Below are 16,370 nucleotides of genomic sequence, written 5' to 3'. Positions count from 1 at the left end.
CGCCTTAGGCGATTTGTCCCAATTGCCCCTTCCTGTTTTGCAAGGGGGACGCCCCCGTAGTGTCTTCAACAGCCTGCAAAGAAAAATGAGGGAGATCGAATGAAGGTTTTATTTCAAACGGTAATCATATTGATTGCCTGGGTGAGTTGCGCCTACGCGGTTCCGTTTCGGCTGCCTATTCCGGATGGCATAAGCATCCATTCCTATGCAATGGACGATTCCTACATTTTTGCGGGAGCGCCCGGTGTAACAGTAGGAGAGAACGCTTCCCAGGGCGCAGTCCTTGTTTTTGAAAGAACGGGTGACAATACCTGGGAGCACACCACAACCATTCACGCTTCCGATGGCGACCAAAGCGATTATTTTGGGTATGCAGTGTCCTATAACGGTTCCGGAACATTGATTGTCGGCGCTTATGGCGCCGAGTACGAAGGCTATAATCGCGGCGCCATATATAAGTTCAACCTTTCCGGCGGGCACTGGGGCTCCGGGACTAAATACGGCAATGAGAACTGCAGCAGCTCCGCCCACTTTGGAGTTTCCGTTGATTGTTTTCAGGATACAATCATTGTCGGCGCGCCGCGGCATTACTACGGAGGACGCCTGGGCATGGTCACCATAATGAATATGTCCAACGGGGAGGTCTTGAGGACGCACACGGGAAAACCATCCACCGTCTTCGGCTTTACCGGCTCCAATTTAGGAAAGGATGTGGGCATTTATGGAAAATACGCCGTCGCCTCCGCTCCTGGAGACAAGAATAACGGCTCAAGAGAGGGACGTGTATGGGTCTTTGATGAAAGTATTGAGGATTCGGAAGGAAACCCCTATGGGGTTGCACAATATCTTGAGAATCCTGTCAGCACGCCGGAGTATATCTATTTTGGACGAAAAGTGGCCCTTTCCCACGTGACGCGAGACCTTCTGGTCGGCGATTGCGACGAAAGCAGCGAGGCGGATTATGCCGGGGTCGTTCACCACTTTTACCTGAATCCTATAAGTGGACAATGGGAGCTGCGGCAGAGTTACAGAGGCGAAGCGAGAACGAATTACGCTTTTGGGGCGGCCATCGCAATATCCGGGGATACGGCTTTAATCGGAGCTCCGGGGTATCGGAACCTGCCATATATGGGAGCTGTATACCGGTATAAACATGGAGGAGGCTGGTCCTACGATGACATGCTTGTTGACGTGACCGGGACGGCCAATCCGGGCTTCGGCGGGGGGAATATTTGCATTTCCGACGATTATTATCTCATTGATGAGATTGTATGTTAAAAAAACCGATGACATGTCGCCCCATTTTGTTTCGCTAGGCGACGTCAACGACAGCGGCGCGGTCAACCTGACGGACGCCGTGCTTGCCCTTCAGGCCCTGGCCGGGATGGAGACGGCCGGGGAGGTCTGCGATGCAGCCGATTTCAACGGCGACGGCATGATCGGCTTGGCCGAGGTGATGTATATCTTCCAGGTTATTCGCGCAAGCAAATAGCCTGAGAAACAAAATTGGGCGGCCCTGGCAAAGAATCTTTGTAAGCCTTCAGGGGGTATTTAGCCCAGACTGCTGATCCATGCAAGATCGGTTGGTCGGCCATTGAGGAAGTCGGAGATAATTTGGACGAGCCTGGGATACACAGGGATGCCGTGCATCCCGCAGGTATGCTTGAGGCTGAGGATGCGCTCCACCCAGCGGTCGCCTTTTTCGCTCTGGGTTCCCAGGCTGCGTTTGCGCCACAGCACCCCGAAACGCAAGGCCCGCTCCGCCCGATTATTGGTGGGCTCCACCTCGGGTTCGGACAAAAAGAGCCACAGGCTTTCCATCTCCTTGACGAGGCGCCGGGACAAGACCCCGCTCTCATCCTTGCGTTGACAGTGCTTGTTCAAAAGTCCCTTGAACCGGGCCATGAAGGCCCGCCACTCGCCCATGGCGGGCGTTTCATGCTCCCATTTCATGAGGCGTTTCAACTCGTTTTTGAGATGGGCTCCGAACCGGGCCAACTCAGGGTCTTTTCTTTGGGAGAGGTCCCTGGCCCGGCGGGTGTGATGGCCCAGGCAGGATTGCCGCTCATTAACCCATTTGCGGTAAAGGGCGTAGTCATCGCTAATCAGGATGCCCTCCCAGGCATCCACCAATTGGCAAAAGGCTTGGTAAGAGCGGTTCTTGTGGATCATGAAGAACGCCGCCCTGCGGTTGGCCATGACCCACAGCCACTCGAGTTTTGCCTCGTTTTTCCAGGAGGTTTCATCCACATGGTTGACCGGGGCGTTCCGGACTTCGCGGGCGATGGCGTCGTAAACCGGGGAAAGGGCCTGGGACGTCCTGTCCAGGATGCGTTGGATCCCCCCTGTGGAAATGGGAACCCCCAGAACGGACCGGACAAAATCCCGGACCGTTTCCCTGGACTCCCCGCACACGCCGGAAAGTTGGGCGACCAGGGCGGAGAACCGGGGGCCGTAGCCGGTCTTGCTTTCCTCCGGGATGCGTCCCTTGACCTTGCGCCCGCAATGGCGGCACTTAGCGGAGAACAGATGGAAATGGGTGATGTCCATGGGGATTTCCGGGAACTCCACAACCTGATGCGTATGAAAGGGTTCTTCCCTGCAGGGGGACAGGTCACGACACCCGCAGGAGCATTGGACGGGCAGGACGTCCACGGTGCTGGTGGGCTTCATAAGGGCTTGGCGATGTCCTTTGTGACCTTTTTGGCCGCCCTTCCTTGCACCGGTTTTCTTGGGGGCGCTTGTCTTCCTGGGACCCTGGTACGGCGGATCGGAGGAAGGCGGCTTGTTGGAATTGCCGGAGTTCTTGTTGAGCCGGGCTTCCAGCTTTTCAATGCGTTTGTTTTGCTGTTGAATGATTTGGCCTTGTTCCTGAACAAGCTGGGTGAGTTGGTCCACGGATTGTTGAAGCTGTTGGACGGTGCGTTCCAGATAGAGCACATACTCACGCACAGGTTGGGGAGTGAGTTGCCAGTCCAGGTTGGATATGGGGCGCTTGGGTTTCATGAAATAACCCTAGCACATAAAAGAGGGCATGTCTAGTAGGAATGATTCCTATGTAGTGTTTTTTTAACCCCCTGAACGCTTACGAATCTTTTTGCCAGGGCGCCTCGGCACATGAGGTTCGGCCTTTACGCCGCCTGAAACCCGGGACTCCAGTCGAATGGACGCCCTCCCAACGCTTTAACCAAAAAAAGGGGAAGAAGCCTTTATTATTCCGGCCTCCTCCCCTTTTAGGATCAATTCGTCTTAGGGCTATCAGGACACGTAGGATGCGCCTTTGTCGATGGCCGCCATGTTGGTTTCCAACAGGGCGGGATTCTTTTCCTTCATCATGTGAGAAAGATAATCTTCCACGCTTTTGCGGTCCACGCAGCCGGTGAGCTGCAAGAGAGCGCCTACGCCCACCATATTGGCGGCCTTGACGTTGCCGATTTCCTCGGCGATTTTGGTCAAGGGCACCGGGGCCAGCTTGATTTTATCCTTGTTTTCCGGCTCGCCGCACAGGTCGGAATTGGTGATGATGAGGCCGCCGTCCTTGGTGTCCTTGGCGAACTTTTCCAAAGAGGGCTGGTTCAGAGCCACGAGCACGTCCATCTTGGTGAAGATGGGGGAGCCCACGGGCTTATCCGAGACCACCACCATGACGTTGGCGGTTCCGCCGCGCATTTCAGGGCCGTAGGAAGGCAGCCAGGTTACGAACTTGCCTTCGGCCATGCCGGCTTCGGCAACCAGCTTGCCGATCAGGAGTGCGCCTTGTCCGCCGAATCCCGCGCAAAGAATTCTTGTGGTCGCCATTATTCCGCCTCCTTTTCCTTGGCTTCTTCAGCCGCCCTGTCCTTGAACACGCCCAGGGGGAAGACGGGAAGCATGTTTTCCTTGGCCCACTCCCTTGCCTTCAGGGGATCCATACCCCAGTTGGTGGGGCAGGTGGAGATCATTTCCACAAAGGAAAGCCCCTTGCCGTCAATGTTGTACTGAAGAGCTTTCTTGACGGCCTTTTTGGCCTTCAAAATGTCTTTGGGCGAAAGCAGGGACACCCGCTCGATGTAATTGGTCATTTCCAGTTGAGACAGGATCTCGCACAGCCTCATGGGATAGCCTGTGTCGCTCACGTCCCTGCCGTAAGGGGCGGTGGTCGCCTTCATGCCGGGCAGGGTGGTGGGCGCCATCTGGCCGCCTGTCATGCCGTAGGTCGCGTTATTCACGAAGAAAATCGTGATGTTTTCGCTGCGGTTGGCTGCGTGAATGGTCTCCGCCGTGCCGATGGCCGCCAGGTCGCCGTCGCCCTGATAGGTGAAGACGATCCGGTCCGGACGGGCGCGGTGCATGCCCGTGGCCACGGCCGGCGCCCTGCCGTGGGGCACCTGGATGACGTCGCAGGCGAAAAAGTTGTATGCAAAAACCGAACAGCCCACGGGCGCGATGCCGATGGTCTTTTCGATGATTCCCAGCTCTTCCATGGACTCGCCGATGAGCCTGTGGGCCACGCCGTGCAGACAGCCGGGGCAGTAGCTCAGTTTGGCGTCCGTGAGTCCTTTGGTTCTTCCTTTAAAAACAGTCATGATATTTTCTCCCTGATTAAAGAAACAATCTCTTCGGGAGTGAAAACCACGCCCCCGGCCTTGCCGATGAATTCCACCGGACATTCGCCGCAGACCGCCAGCTTCACGTCTTCCACCATCTGGCCCATGCTGAGCTCGATGGTAATGACCTTTTCCTTGCCCTTGGCCGCTTCCGCTACGGCGTCGTAGGGATAGGGCCACAGTGTAATCGGGCGGATCAACGCGAGTTCCACGCCTTCTTCCTTCAGGGCGTCCACGGCGGACTTGGCCACGCGGGCGGCCGTGCCGTGGGCCACGATCAGGTATTTGGCGTCGGCGTCCATGTTATAGGTCTCAAAACGGATTTCGTTTTTCTTGATTTCCTCGTAGACCTCAAACAGGGTTTCCGTTTTTTCCTGAAGCACGTACGGATCGATGTACAGGGAGTTGATGATGTGCCTGTCGTCCGGAGTTCTCCGTGCGCCCAGAGCCCATTCGGAGGGGTCCTTCTGGGGCGCATAGGAATCCGGGAACTCCACGGGCTCCATCATCTGGCCCAGCATGCCGTCGCCCAGGATCATGACCGGAGTCAGATACTTTTCGGCGATCTCAAAGGCCAGGGGGGCCATGTCGGCGAATTCCTGGACCGTGGACGGGCTCAAGACCGGCGTGTAATAGTCGCCGTGTCCGCCGCCGCGGGTGGCCTGAAAATAGTCGCACTGCATGGGCGCGATGTTGCCCAGGCCAGGGCCTCCACGGGTTACGTTCACGATGACTGCGGGAAGCCTGGAAGCCGCAATGTAAGAGATGCCCTCTTGTTTAAGGGAAATGCCGGGGGAGGAGGAGGAGGTCATAACCCGCACTCCACATGCAGCGGCGCCAAGCACCATGTTGATTGCCGCCACTTCGCTCTCGGCCTGCAAAAAGGTGCCGTCAACCAGAGGCATCTTTTTGGCCATGTATTCGATCAATTCACTTTGGGGGGTGATGGGGTATGCGAAGTAATGGCGGCATCCTGCCAATATGGCGGCCTCAGCCACTGCCTCGTTCCCCTTCATCAGAACCTTTTTGCCCATTTTCGTCAAACTCCTCGCCAGCTATTTTTCTATGGTGATGGCCCCGTCAGGGCAGGTCACGTAACAAAGGGTGCAGGCGTTGCACTTGTCCTGGTCCACGCAAACGGCGGGATGGTATCCCGCTTCGTTCAGGTGTGAGGCAAGTTCAATGATCTTCTTGGGGCAGGCTTCGATGCATAAGCCGCATCCTTTGCAATAGAACTCGTTAACAGTCATCCTCGCCATCTAAAAATCTCCTAGCCTTCGGTCCGAATGTGCACTTCATTATGGCTGTGAAGCGTTTCTCGGAATCAGCGCAGCAAGCTGCGGGGTATTTACCCACTCAAGAATAAAATAATTGCGCCGGGGGCTCCGTTCTTGCGTTTCGACGTGCGTCTTAACACCGGTAGGCCTTGTGGCATCCGGGCTCCCATGGCTTTTTCATAAACTTCTTCAGCACCACCAATTCTGCGTCCAGGGCGGAGGCGTCCACGTTGTCCAGATGGTCTTCCAGCACGCAGACCCTTGTAAACTTTGCATTCAGAGTCCGGGCAGCCTCCCTGGTCACGTCAATTCCTTCCACGACCACTTCGGTGTCGGTGAACTCCATCAGGTGGGAGTTGGCCACGAGTTCTGTGATTTGCAGACCCGAAGCCCTCTGAATCATTGCCGCCATGTTCAGAACTTTTTCCAAATCTTCCGTTTCCGGCCGCCGGGTGTTCACGATCAGGGTCATGCTGTACGCCCTGGCCATGATGTCCTGGGAAAACCGGCCCAATACCCGGGCGCCCATGGGGTCTCCCCCAACGTCCAGGATAACCGCCCGGTCCGTGCGCTTGACCGCCCCTTTCACCCGGGGCGATAGCATGGGCAAATCCGCGTGGGTGTAAGCCCCTTCAGGCGCCACCACTTCAATGCCCAGACTGCTGAATTGGTCCCGTACGTCCCGGCTGCGAAAATAAGGGTTGACCACGTCCAGGTCCACCAGCGTGGTGGGCGCGCCTCCCTGATTCTTTTCTACAGCGAGGTTTACAGCGTATTCCGTCTTGCCGCTGCCATACGAACCTGTTATTATCAGCAAATCCTGGCTATTTTCCATAGAACTTCTCCCGGCCTCGCCCGCCCCGGTCGGCGGACGTCTGTGGCACGTAAAGTGCACCAGTTTTTAGTCTTAGGACCTTGTTGTCAAGCTTTTTGTGCGCCGACTTTTCTTCGATCGGTTGAGAACTTGTATTAAGATATTGATATTTCAACCTATGCTAATGATTTGCAGGCCTTTTGCAAGCGTGCAAGCCCTCTGTCCGAAATTTGTCAAAGCGTCAAATTTCGGTGTTTGATAATGACGAACAATTCCCCTTTTCCAAGGAGGTTGAAAATGTCCCCGGAAGAAAAACGCAAACAGGATCTCAAAGCCCTGGGCCTGAAAAACCTGGGACAAGTGTATTGGAACCTATCCACCCCCGGCCTTTACGAAGAAGCCATTAAAAGGCGCGAAGGCGTCATGGCCCATCTGGGGCCCATGGTGGTCCGCACCGGCCAGCACACAGGCCGCTCCCCCCACGACAAGTTCATGGTCCGGGAGCCTTCCAGCCAGGACCGCCTCTGGTGGGGCGACGTAAACAAAGGGCTTTCCGAGGAAAAATTCAATATCCTGCTGCATCGCCTCATGGCCTACGTCCAGGGCAAGGACCTTTTCGTCCAGGACTGCTTCGCCGGCCAGGACCCGGAATTCCGGGTTCCTATAAGGGTAATCACGGAAACCGCCTGGCACAACCTGTTCGCCCGAAATCTTTTTGTGCAGGTCAAGGACCAGGACGAAATGGAGTCCCATTACCCGGAGTTCACCATCATTAACGCGCCCCGGTTCCAGGCCGTGCCCGAGCTGGACGGGACCTATTCCGAGGCCTTTATTATCGTCAATCTGGGCCGGAAGCTCATCCTCATCGGCGGGACCGCCTATGCCGGGGAAATTAAAAAGTCCGTCTTCACCCTCATGAATTACCTGCTGCCCCAAAAGGAAGTGCTTTCCATGCACTGCTCCGTGAACGTGGGCCAGGACGGCGACGCGGCCGTATTTTTCGGCCTGTCCGGAACCGGCAAGACCACCCTCTCCGCCGACCCGGAGCGTGCGCTTATCGGCGACGACGAACACGGATGGAGCGACCGGGGCCTGTTCAATTTCGAGGGAGGCTGCTACGCCAAGGTCATCCGGTTATCCAAAACGGCGGAGCCGGAAATCTACGAATGCACCCGCAAATTCGGAACCATCCTGGAAAACGTGGGCATCAACCTGCGCACCCGCAGAGTGGACCTGGACGACGACAGCCTGACGGAAAACACCCGGGCGGCCTACCCCATCGCCCATATTCCCAGCGCCATGCGCGAGGGTGTGTGCGGGCATCCCAAGAATGTCGTCATGCTCACCTGCGACGCGTTCGGGGTCATGCCCCCCCTGGCCAGGCTGACCCCGGCCCAGGCCGAATACCACTTTTTGTCCGGCTACACCGCCAAGGTGGCGGGCACGGAAGCCGGGGTGAACGAGCCCAAGGCCACCTTCAGCACCTGCTTCGGCGCCCCCTTTATGGCACTGGAGCCCCATGTGTACGCGGATCTTTTGCGGAAAAAGGTCTTGCAGCACGAGGTCAATTGCTGGCTTTTAAACACGGGTTGGGCCGGAGAGCCCGCCTCGAATGCAGACCGGATTTCCATCAAGTACAGCCGGGCCTTGGTCAAGGCCGCCCTCACCGGCGCTTTGGACAACGTGGAATACCGCAAGGATCCCCTGTTTAATTTTGAGGTCCCGGTTTCCTGCCCCGGAGTTCCCGGGGAAATTCTGAACCCCAGGAATCAGGCCAAGGATCCCGCGGAATACGACCAAAGAGCTCAAAAGCTGGTCGAGGACTTTAAAAAGAATTTCGAGCAGTTCGCCGCCAAGGTGCCTGACGACGTAAAAAACGTCTTATAGACCGCCCTAAAAAGGAGGGCCTTCGGCGCCAGGGAGGCCCTCCCTTATCAAATCGTTTATACCCTGTCCAAATCCGGTTTTTTCTGCTATAAATTCGTCTTACTTATCAAACTATCCTGTTTTCATTACGATGAAAAACATAAGCATGAATGTTTTTGCATGATAAGCGCATTTTTCGCCGCCGGGAGAATAATGCCTGAGATTCAATACCCATGAAAAAGAAGCCTGATTACATTACGATTTTCGCAACCACCCTGGTTGTCGCTCCCATTACGCTCTACTTTATTGTTTTTATAATGGATCTTTTTTTTAACAGTCCCTTCATTATATTCCCGCTATCCTTGGCTCTCACCATTGCAATAACAATCCGCTACATGAAATGGGCCGTTGCCAACGCCAATCTGCTGCGGGCTGAAAGGCGTACGATAGATACGGAGAAGCTGTCTCCTGAGTCGCCTTTCCTGGATTTTAGCAAGATCTCTCCTCTTATTGAAGATGAAGGGGTGGGGGCTTGTCTCATATTTTTGATAAGCGGTTTGTTTTGGCTGACAACGTATTTTTTTGTTGTCAGTATGAATCCTGATGAGCCCTTGAAATTTGACTATGCCAACTGTATGGCGTTTTTGGGTTTTTTATGGGCTTGTTTGATTTATGGCTGGGTGGGCCTATGGCGCACTTTTTTAAAAGAACTCCCCGCCCGAAAAAGGCTGTTCGAGATTTTTGACAAAAAACTCACAGGCAGGGACCAGGCGGTATGTGAACACTGCGGAGCGCGATCCGTCCTTATTAACGATTATATGCAACGAAGTTTTTGGTGGAAACGGGGCTTTCCTAAAAAACTTTTGTGCCCCCAATGCAATGCCCGTTACGACCTTGCCGTAGACGCTCCTTTCACTATGGCTGCAGTGCTGGCCGCCCTTATGCTGGCGTCGTCCCTGCTAATTTTCTCCCAAAATGGAGCTAATCCGTTTTTCATTGGTTTTATTCTATTCTGGTGCCTTTATCCCGCTGTGGCCCTGCACGAACTCGGCCACGCTGTAGTTGGGAAACTTACTGGTTTTCGACTGCTGGAAATAAAGATAGGTTCAGGGGCTCCGGTCTGGAAAACACGTTTGTTCAAGTTGCCCATCTTCTTCAATAAAGGGGGGCTATCTTCTTATGTCAGGCCCCTTGGAGGGCCTGTCTCGGGCAGGAGGTTCAAGCTGTTTCTGATGATATTTGCAGGCCCTGCAACTAATCTACTGACGGCGACAGCATTGATTTGGATGTATGGCCCCGCCTTGTTATTGGAGAATCTTCAGTCCTCCGATTTGCCTTTGACGCCTGTTTTTATCCTTGCCAATTTGATCGCCTTATTTTCAATAGATGATTTTAAGCAAATGATCGGTTTGTTAATCCAGTCTGATAAGAAAAATCCCACTGTAGAGGATAGTCGTTCTTTTGAAGAGGCGTTTTCCCGCTTTTTGCTCTGGGAAGAGCGTGAAGAAGATGCGTTAAGAGCAGGATTAAAGGACTATCCGGGTGCTCCCTACCTTTTATGGTGTCTTGCCGGTTCCCTGTCCTGCCGGGGGGAATGGGCGGAAGCCCGGGATTTATTCCTTACATTACTGGACGCCGAGGATCTGGACCCCATTACAAACGCCTGGGTCAGGCAGAGTTTCGCCTATTTTGTGTATCAAAACAACGACGCAGCATTCTTTTCCAAAGCAGGGCAATACGCCCGGGACGCTTACGTAACCCTGCCTTGGGAGCCTTTGATGACGGCGACCATGGGGCGCGCCCTGGTCGTTGATGGAGAATATGACATGGGCTGGCCTTTGATCAAAAGAGCGTACTTTCAGACCACAAACAATCTGCTCAAAGGCGAGCTGGCGGCCATGATGGCCTGCGTCCTGAAAGACCAGGGAAAGCTCGATCTTGCCGAAGATTGGATAAGGACGGCCGCCAAAACGTATCCAGGAGGGCTTATGTCCGTCGACGTTCTTAAAATGGAATTGGCCCTGGCTCAAAAAAGAGGTAGGAGTAGCACACGTGAACCTGTGAAGACTATTTTTCCCGGCTGCGCCAAAACAAAGCAGGGCAAGCCCTGAATCTATGTAGCATCTTTAAACTGTAACAGCTAAATTTGGTGCGTAGCAGCAGGCCCCCGTGCCTGCCCCAAACGCGTTGTGCGCGTTTTCAAAGCGCCCACAGGGGGGGGGCGGCAACACTGTTCTAATGAGCCTTGAGCATGGTCTTTTCGCTCTCATGCCGTGCGAGGGAGTGCATACTAAGCTATTGAAATCAAGTGCTATTTTGATTGAAATTGCTCTGATTAAAACCGTCTCCACCCGCAATATCTCCGCCCCGAAAAAAACTATTTTTCCACCTTCTTTTTCCCGTTTTTAGACGCCAGCAACTTGGCCTCACGCTGCTGCAAATCCTCGGTCATGAGGTTCAACTGGGTGCGGATTTTCGCCACTTCCAGGCCGATCAGCAATTTTCTTTCCTTGGCCGAGGCCGCTTCCAGCTCCGCTTTTTTCAGCGCCGGCTTGTACTTTTTGGCCAGCATGGCGTACCGGTCGATCCTCCGCACCGGCCCGATGGGAATATTCACCCCCCGGAGGCCGCCGGGTATGGGCAGAGTCCAGCCAAAGGGCAGATTGGCCTGGAAGTTCCAGGCGTCGCCGCCCTGATGGGCGATGAGCACCAGCTTGGCCTGGGACAAGACGGCGGCGGCCACCATGCCCGCGTTATCGTACGGCCCCACGTAATCTTCCCATTGAAAGTTGCAGTATATGCCTTCGGGCGCCGTGCCGGTGACCTGAATCCGGCCGTCGTTCAGGCGGTCAACCAGCCCGGGCAAGTCGTAGACCTTGGTGGGCACGCCCAACCTGCCGAAAATGGCTTTCATGCCCGGAACCCGCATGAACAGGGGGTGGGGGTAGAAGCTGCCCACGATGTCCCCCAGCCCGTTGTCCAAAAAGTATTTGCCCAGGATGAACATAATGGGCGCCGGCGCCCATTGGGGGCCGTGGGCGGAAATGATGACCAGGGGCTTTTCCTTTTCCGGCAAAAGAGTTTTCGGGTTGTATATTTTGTATTCCTTGACTGCGAATTGAAGAAACAAATTGATAATGGACTCGGCGTCTTTTACTACTATGCCTTCCCCGATTGTCGCTTCATCGTCCATTTTTTCTTCCATCAACAAGTCATTTTCTTTGATAAGAGCAGGCAATCTGATTTCCTCCTTGTGGTAAATCGCCCCATCCGGGCGGTATTGAAATTAGATTACCACAGCCCGGCGTTTTTCTCCATGTTAAAAGGCAATAAGCCCTCCCCAATCGATGAAAACTTGTCCCGCAACGAAGCCCAAACAAGGCCTGTTTCTCAAAATTGATTGACAGATAAGCCTTCTGCTGGTAGGTTTCTCACCGCCCGGTAAAAAGCCTTGCCATGCCTACCTGGGCCGCTCACGCCAAATTACTTATTCTGCATAAATGCATCACGTTATTTTTTTATGGGGGGATCATGAGCCAGGGAAAAAATATCGTCACCGAACCCTTTACGTCGCCTGTCAAATTCTTATTGGGAACCTGCGCCGCCTATGTAGTCACCTGGATTTTCAGCCTGTATTATCTGGCCGGAAGGGTGGAAGGCGGCATGGAAGCCCTGACGGCCAACCCTTTTGACCTTCGCGTAACCCTGATGTTCATCACGGTTTTCGGCTGCGTGATCGGCGTGGCCACCGGCCTGCTTTCCGCCAGGACCAAGGGGAAAAATTTCGCGGGCACGGTCACGGACGGATTTCTGGCAGGCCTGGCCGGGGTGGCGGGCGCCTGGATAAACTGGCTTTGGGCCTTTATGCTGGTGCTTTGGACGATTATCATGGCGCTGCCCGTGGCCTTTGAAGCCGTCTCCTCCTCGCAGTGGCCGGGAGCGAAAGCCTTTTTCGCCTTTTTCAGCAGCGGGCCCTTCAATGCGGGCGTCCTTTCCTATTCCCACGCCTTTGCCGTTGTGTGGGCCGGCGGGGCCGTCATGGCCGTGGTGTTCATCTTTTTATTCCACCACACCCTGTACGACGGATTCAATCCCGTGTTCAGCAAGCCGACCCTGCCCGCCGTTCTGGGCATTGTGGTTCTCACGGGCGTTTTGGCCGCCTTCATTCCTCAATTTGGAATCACGGTCATGGGGATGCTCCTGGCCGGCAGCATTTCCGTGGGGCCGCTTTTGTGCATTCACGACTGCCTGTGGAGCGGCAACGGCCAGCCCGTGGTCATAGAAGAACCGGTTGAGGTTTAACCGGCCGAACTTTTTTCAAGCAGCTTTTCATAAGCCCGCAGGTGATTCTCCACAAACTCGCTTTGGGAGAAGGCCTTGCGGGCTTTTTGCGTCCATCCCCCCTGGCTGGCCAGGATGATACCTTCTGCCAGCGCTTCAGCGCTCCCAGGCTCCACCAAAATATGCCTGCCAGAAACGACTTCGGGCAAAGACCCCGCCCAGGTTGCAACCACCGGCTTATCCATGGCGCAAGCCTCGGCGCAGCAAAAGCCGAACCCCTCGCTGATGGACGGAACCGCCGCGCAGTCCGCCGCCTGAATCCATTTTGGCAGTTCATCTCCGGGAACGGAGTCTTTTATCAGGATGCTGCCTTTGGGAAGGGATTCGGCTTTTTCTATTATCCGCCTATATCCGGAAGCCGGCTCCCGGGAAAGAATCATGACAAGCAAGGCGTCCGGGACCTCCCTGCATATCTTCGGAACCGCGTCCGCCAGATAGTCCGCGCCCTTCAGCATTCCCGGCCTTCCGTAGAATAAGTAGATGAATCGGGATTGAGGCAGACCAAGCTCTTTTCTGATCGATGTTGGATTCTCGCCGCCGCCCTTCAATGGTTTGAATCGCGTATAGTCCGGCGCAGGGTATGCCAGAAAGGTTTTATCCTTGGGAATTCCGTAACGGGCCAGCCCCTTGCGGGTGCTATGGGAGTTGCACGAATAGGCGTCAAAGGGCAGGGCAAGCACCGCTTTTTCCGCCGCAGCGCCAAGCCAGGCGGCCGCACGGGGCAGCTTCAACTCTTTCCACAACGGCCCCAGGACCTCATGGGCTGTTATCATGACCGGCTTGTTCAGGATTTTCCCCGCCAGCCAGGCGGGAAAGGCGCCGTTGTAGGTGGTGGTGTGGATGACGTCCGCGTCCTTGGCCGCTTGCAAGGCCAGCTTCAAGCCCAAAATGCTGAACCACATGCGGTCTCCCCATTTGGGGACCCGAACCCGCTTCACTTGCACGCCGTTCCGGGTTTCCTCCATGGGAGATCCCTTTAGGCCGCACGTAACCACAACGCACTCATGGCCCCTGGCGGCAAGCCCTTCAGCCAGCGCGGCGAACAGATTTTCGCCCCCTCCCACGTGGGGCGGGTAGTATTCCACGACAAAGCAGATTTTCATCGGCGTTTTCCCGCAGTCTCCCGCGCCAGGGCCAGCATGGCGGCTGCGCTATTTTCCCACGAAAATTCCCTGGCCCGATTTTTACCTCTTTCGATCATTTCCTTTTGCGTTATGGGATCTTTTAAAACCCTTTCCATGGCCTGGGCCAATTCCTTCGGATTGCAAGGATCGAAAAGCAGCGCCGCGTTCCCGGCCGTCTCAGGGATGGCGCCGGCCCGGCTTGCGATCACGGGAGTCCCGCTTGCCATGGCCTCCAGGATGGGCAGGCCGAATCCCTCGTACAAGGAAGGATATACAAACAGCGCCGCGTTCCCGTAAAGACCGGCAAGCTCTCCATCCGTGGTGTTTTCCAACGCGATCACCTTATTCCCCAACCCCAGGCGCCGGGCTTTATCCAAGACAATCTGCCCCGAACCCTGGGTGTGGACCAAAACCAACGGCGCTACCACTTTTTTATCCTGCACCAGAATTTTGTAGGCTTGCAGCAGCCGATCCAGGTTTTTATGGGGCCGGGCGCTGGCGCTGGCCAGGATGTAATCGCCGCTTTTTTTGCGGCTTGTTTCTTGTGGAAAAAAGACGGGATCGCAGGCGCCGGGAATGATGCTGACCTTGTCTCTGCTCACCCCGGTATGTTCGGAAATCCTCTTTTTAGAAAACTCGGACACCGTGACGATCCGGTCCGCCGACCTGGCCGACGCCCTGAAAAGAGTCTGCATGGCCGTTTTTTCCAAGGCCGAAAAACCGTGAATGGGCTCAAAGGGAATCGCGTCGTGCATGACAAGCAGCGAGGGGAGCGACAGGCGGACAGGGCAGATATTGCCAAAGGAGAGGACGGCGTCGCCATGGCTGTCCTTTATGATCCCGGGGAGCAAAACCTGCTCCCACAGGACCCTGGCCCATCGGGTTTGGGCGCTGATCGGCCCCTTGATTACAGGAACCGCGCCTTCCAGGCCGGGCAGGCCTTCCCGGCAGGCGAAGGCGATCAACTCGTCCCCCTTCGCCGTCTGCGCCATGGCCCGGACCATGTTGACCAGATAGCGCTCCATGCCGCCGCCTTTTCCCGGCGCCAGGAATATGGCGTTGATCCCGATGAGCATGGTTATTTTTCATCTTCCTTTTCAGGTTCGGGCGGGGCGCTTTTTAACGCCCTGTTTTCCTCCCGAAGGATGGCCGTTTCCTGGGCCAGTTCCGTCACCATGGTGGAAAGTCGTGAAATTTTGATGGAAAAGTGCAAGGTGATGAGCATGAAAAACAGCAGGCCGAACAAAAACAACGTGGTCGTGGGCAAAACCGCCCCGATGAGGTTAGTCAGGCCCACCAGCAGGTCGTACCAGAGCACCAGCACAAACAGCGCTGCGCTGGTGACGAGCCACAACCAGGCGTATTCCTCCTTGAGTTTGCGTTTATGCACCAGACTGACGATGATGCCAAACAAAGCCACGCAAACCATGAGCGCAAAGATTTTTTGCCTCGGCGTCATATCCCCCCCCCCTAAATGATTTGACCAAAGCCCCGGGGCGTTATATGAATACGCCTTCAGGCCTTGCTCTCCAGCTTTTTTCTCTAAGCCCTTGATTATCAAAGTATTGCCATAATAGCCAGTTTTAGGAATATCTCAAGGAAAAGTCCTGCAAAATGTCCAGGCATGACGAAAAAACCGCATTTCCCAGGGTGATTGCCATCATCCCGGCCTTTAACGAGCAAAAGAATATCGCTGAAGTGATCCGGGGCATTCAAACCCATGCGCCTTTCGCCCAACCTTTGGTGGTGGACGACGGCAGCAAGGACGGAACCGCGTTGTCGGCGCGGCGGGCCGGAGCCCGGGTGATTCGCCTGCCGTTCAACCTGGGGTACGGGGCGGCTCTGCAAACCGGGTTTAAGTTCGCCCTGGCCAATGGCTATGATTACGCCGTACAAATCGACGGAGACGGCCAGCACGATCCCCAAAGCCTGCCTGTTTTGTTGAAACCCTTACAGGAAGGGGGGGCGGACGTGGTTCTGGGGTCGCGGTTTTTGGGGGAAGGGGGATATTCCATGCCCTTTTTGCGCTACTCCGGGGTGATGGTGTTTCGCGTTTTGGTTTCCCTGCTGATCCGAAAAAAGATCACCGACCCCACCTCCGGCTTTCAAGCCTTGAACCGGGCCGCCATGGAGCGGTTTTACGCCAGCCCCCACTATCCGGCTGACTTCCCGGACGCCGATGTAATCATCATGCTGCATCGTGCAGGGTTGCGGGTTCTGGAAGCGCCTGTTATCATGCACCCCAACCCGGACGGCCGGTCCATGCACAAGGGGATGACCCCGGTGTATTATGTGTTTAAGATGTTTTTATCCATTTTTCTGGCCCTCATTCGCAAGAATCCTTTTTAAACTCCCGGGCTTC

At 55.3% G+C, this 16,370-nt stretch carries 16 protein-coding genes and 1 pseudogene; 7 read left to right on the top strand and 10 right to left on the bottom strand.

Going from position 1 to position 16,370, the window contains the following annotated elements; translation table 11 throughout:
* Positions 1-99: 99 nt before the first annotated feature.
* Positions 100-1,278 carry an FG-GAP repeat protein gene (locus tag G491_RS0118540; RefSeq protein WP_028315645.1) on the top strand — a complete coding sequence of 393 codons (1,179 nt, stop codon included), beginning with the start codon at positions 100-102 and terminating at the stop codon, positions 1,276-1,278.
* 13 nt (positions 1,279-1,291) lie between these two features.
* On the top strand, positions 1,292-1,492 hold the full coding sequence (locus G491_RS0118535; protein WP_157468396.1) for a dockerin type I repeat-containing protein: 201 nt from the start codon (positions 1,292-1,294) through the stop codon (positions 1,490-1,492).
* Between the two features lie 59 nt (positions 1,493-1,551).
* Here G491_RS0118535 and tnpC read toward each other — a convergent pair whose 3' ends face one another.
* The 6 genes from tnpC to G491_RS31435 all read right to left on the bottom strand — a co-directional run bounded on the left by tnpC (position 1,552) and on the right by G491_RS31435 (position 6,698).
* Positions 1,552-3,006: an IS66 family transposase gene (gene tnpC / locus G491_RS31440; protein ID WP_035219444.1), complete on the bottom strand. Its 1,455-nt coding sequence runs from the start codon at positions 3,004-3,006 to the stop codon at positions 1,552-1,554.
* 252 nt (positions 3,007-3,258) lie between these two features.
* A complete protein-coding gene (locus G491_RS0118525; RefSeq protein ID WP_028315643.1) occupies positions 3,259-3,798 on the bottom strand; it encodes a 2-oxoacid:ferredoxin oxidoreductase subunit gamma family protein in 540 nt (179 codons plus the stop codon).
* Positions 3,798-4,565, bottom strand: coding sequence for a thiamine pyrophosphate-dependent enzyme (locus tag G491_RS0118520; RefSeq protein WP_028315642.1), 768 nt, complete (start codon positions 4,563-4,565; stop codon positions 3,798-3,800). Before G491_RS0118520 ends, G491_RS0118525 begins: the two co-directional genes overlap by 1 nt.
* Positions 4,562-5,620, bottom strand: coding sequence for a 3-methyl-2-oxobutanoate dehydrogenase subunit VorB (locus G491_RS0118515; protein ID WP_028315641.1), 1,059 nt, complete (start codon positions 5,618-5,620; stop codon positions 4,562-4,564). The genes G491_RS0118520 and G491_RS0118515 overlap by 4 nt, the downstream gene beginning before the upstream one ends.
* Positions 5,621-5,641: 21 nt before the next feature.
* Entirely contained in the window at positions 5,642-5,845 is a 204-nt protein-coding gene (locus tag G491_RS0118510) for a 4Fe-4S dicluster domain-containing protein (protein ID WP_015946998.1), read from the bottom strand.
* A gap of 151 nt (positions 5,846-5,996) precedes the next feature.
* Positions 5,997-6,698 (bottom strand): hypothetical protein, encoded by a 702-nt coding sequence (locus tag G491_RS31435; protein WP_035219441.1) that lies wholly within the window; start codon positions 6,696-6,698, stop codon positions 5,997-5,999.
* Between the two features lie 276 nt (positions 6,699-6,974).
* Here G491_RS31435 and pckA point away from each other — a divergent pair, with 276 nt between their 5' ends.
* The 3 genes and pseudogenes from pckA to G491_RS36360 all read left to right on the top strand — a co-directional run bounded on the left by pckA (position 6,975) and on the right by G491_RS36360 (position 10,654).
* Positions 6,975-8,564, top strand: a complete 1,590-nt coding sequence (pckA, locus tag G491_RS0118500; RefSeq protein WP_035219438.1) for a phosphoenolpyruvate carboxykinase (ATP) — start codon at positions 6,975-6,977, stop codon at positions 8,562-8,564.
* A 212-nt stretch (positions 8,565-8,776) separates the two neighbouring features.
* Positions 8,777-9,823: pseudogene (locus tag G491_RS36750) on the top strand (site-2 protease family protein); the annotation flags it as partial.
* Between the two features lie 120 nt (positions 9,824-9,943).
* Positions 9,944-10,654 (top strand): hypothetical protein, encoded by a 711-nt coding sequence (locus G491_RS36360; RefSeq protein ID WP_248635440.1) that lies wholly within the window; start codon positions 9,944-9,946, stop codon positions 10,652-10,654.
* A gap of 266 nt (positions 10,655-10,920) precedes the next feature.
* Here G491_RS36360 and G491_RS0118490 read toward each other — a convergent pair whose 3' ends face one another.
* Complete coding sequence (locus G491_RS0118490; protein WP_028315638.1) at positions 10,921-11,781, bottom strand: hypothetical protein; 861 nt, start codon at positions 11,779-11,781, stop codon at positions 10,921-10,923.
* Positions 11,782-12,074: 293 nt separating this feature from the next.
* Here G491_RS0118490 and G491_RS0118485 point away from each other — a divergent pair, with 293 nt between their 5' ends.
* Positions 12,075-12,845, top strand: coding sequence for a hypothetical protein (locus G491_RS0118485; protein WP_015946992.1), 771 nt, complete (start codon positions 12,075-12,077; stop codon positions 12,843-12,845).
* Here G491_RS0118485 and G491_RS0118480 read toward each other — a convergent pair.
* Genes G491_RS0118480 through G491_RS0118470 form a run of 3 tightly spaced genes read right to left on the bottom strand, consistent with a single transcriptional unit; the run spans position 12,842 to position 15,467 of the window.
* A complete protein-coding gene (locus G491_RS0118480; protein ID WP_028315637.1) occupies positions 12,842-13,987 on the bottom strand; it encodes a glycosyltransferase family 4 protein in 1,146 nt (381 codons plus the stop codon). The two genes, G491_RS0118485 and G491_RS0118480, sit on opposite strands and share 4 nt — an antisense overlap.
* A complete protein-coding gene (locus tag G491_RS31430; protein WP_051327370.1) occupies positions 13,984-15,084 on the bottom strand; it encodes a glycosyltransferase family 4 protein in 1,101 nt (366 codons plus the stop codon). Before G491_RS31430 ends, G491_RS0118480 begins: the two co-directional genes overlap by 4 nt.
* A gap of 2 nt (positions 15,085-15,086) precedes the next feature.
* On the bottom strand, positions 15,087-15,467 hold the full coding sequence (locus tag G491_RS0118470; RefSeq protein WP_015946987.1) for a DUF2304 domain-containing protein: 381 nt from the start codon (positions 15,465-15,467) through the stop codon (positions 15,087-15,089).
* Between the two features lie 155 nt (positions 15,468-15,622).
* Here G491_RS0118470 and G491_RS0118465 point away from each other — a divergent pair, with 155 nt between their 5' ends.
* A complete protein-coding gene (locus tag G491_RS0118465) occupies positions 15,623-16,357 on the top strand; it encodes a glycosyltransferase family 2 protein (protein WP_028315636.1) in 735 nt (244 codons plus the stop codon).
* Positions 16,358-16,370: the final 13 nt, after the last annotated feature.

The organism is Desulfatibacillum aliphaticivorans DSM 15576 (assembly GCF_000429905.1).
GTDB lineage: Bacteria > Desulfobacterota > Desulfobacteria > Desulfobacterales > Desulfatibacillaceae > Desulfatibacillum > Desulfatibacillum aliphaticivorans.
This window is presented reverse-complemented; position numbering and strand designations above follow the sequence as displayed.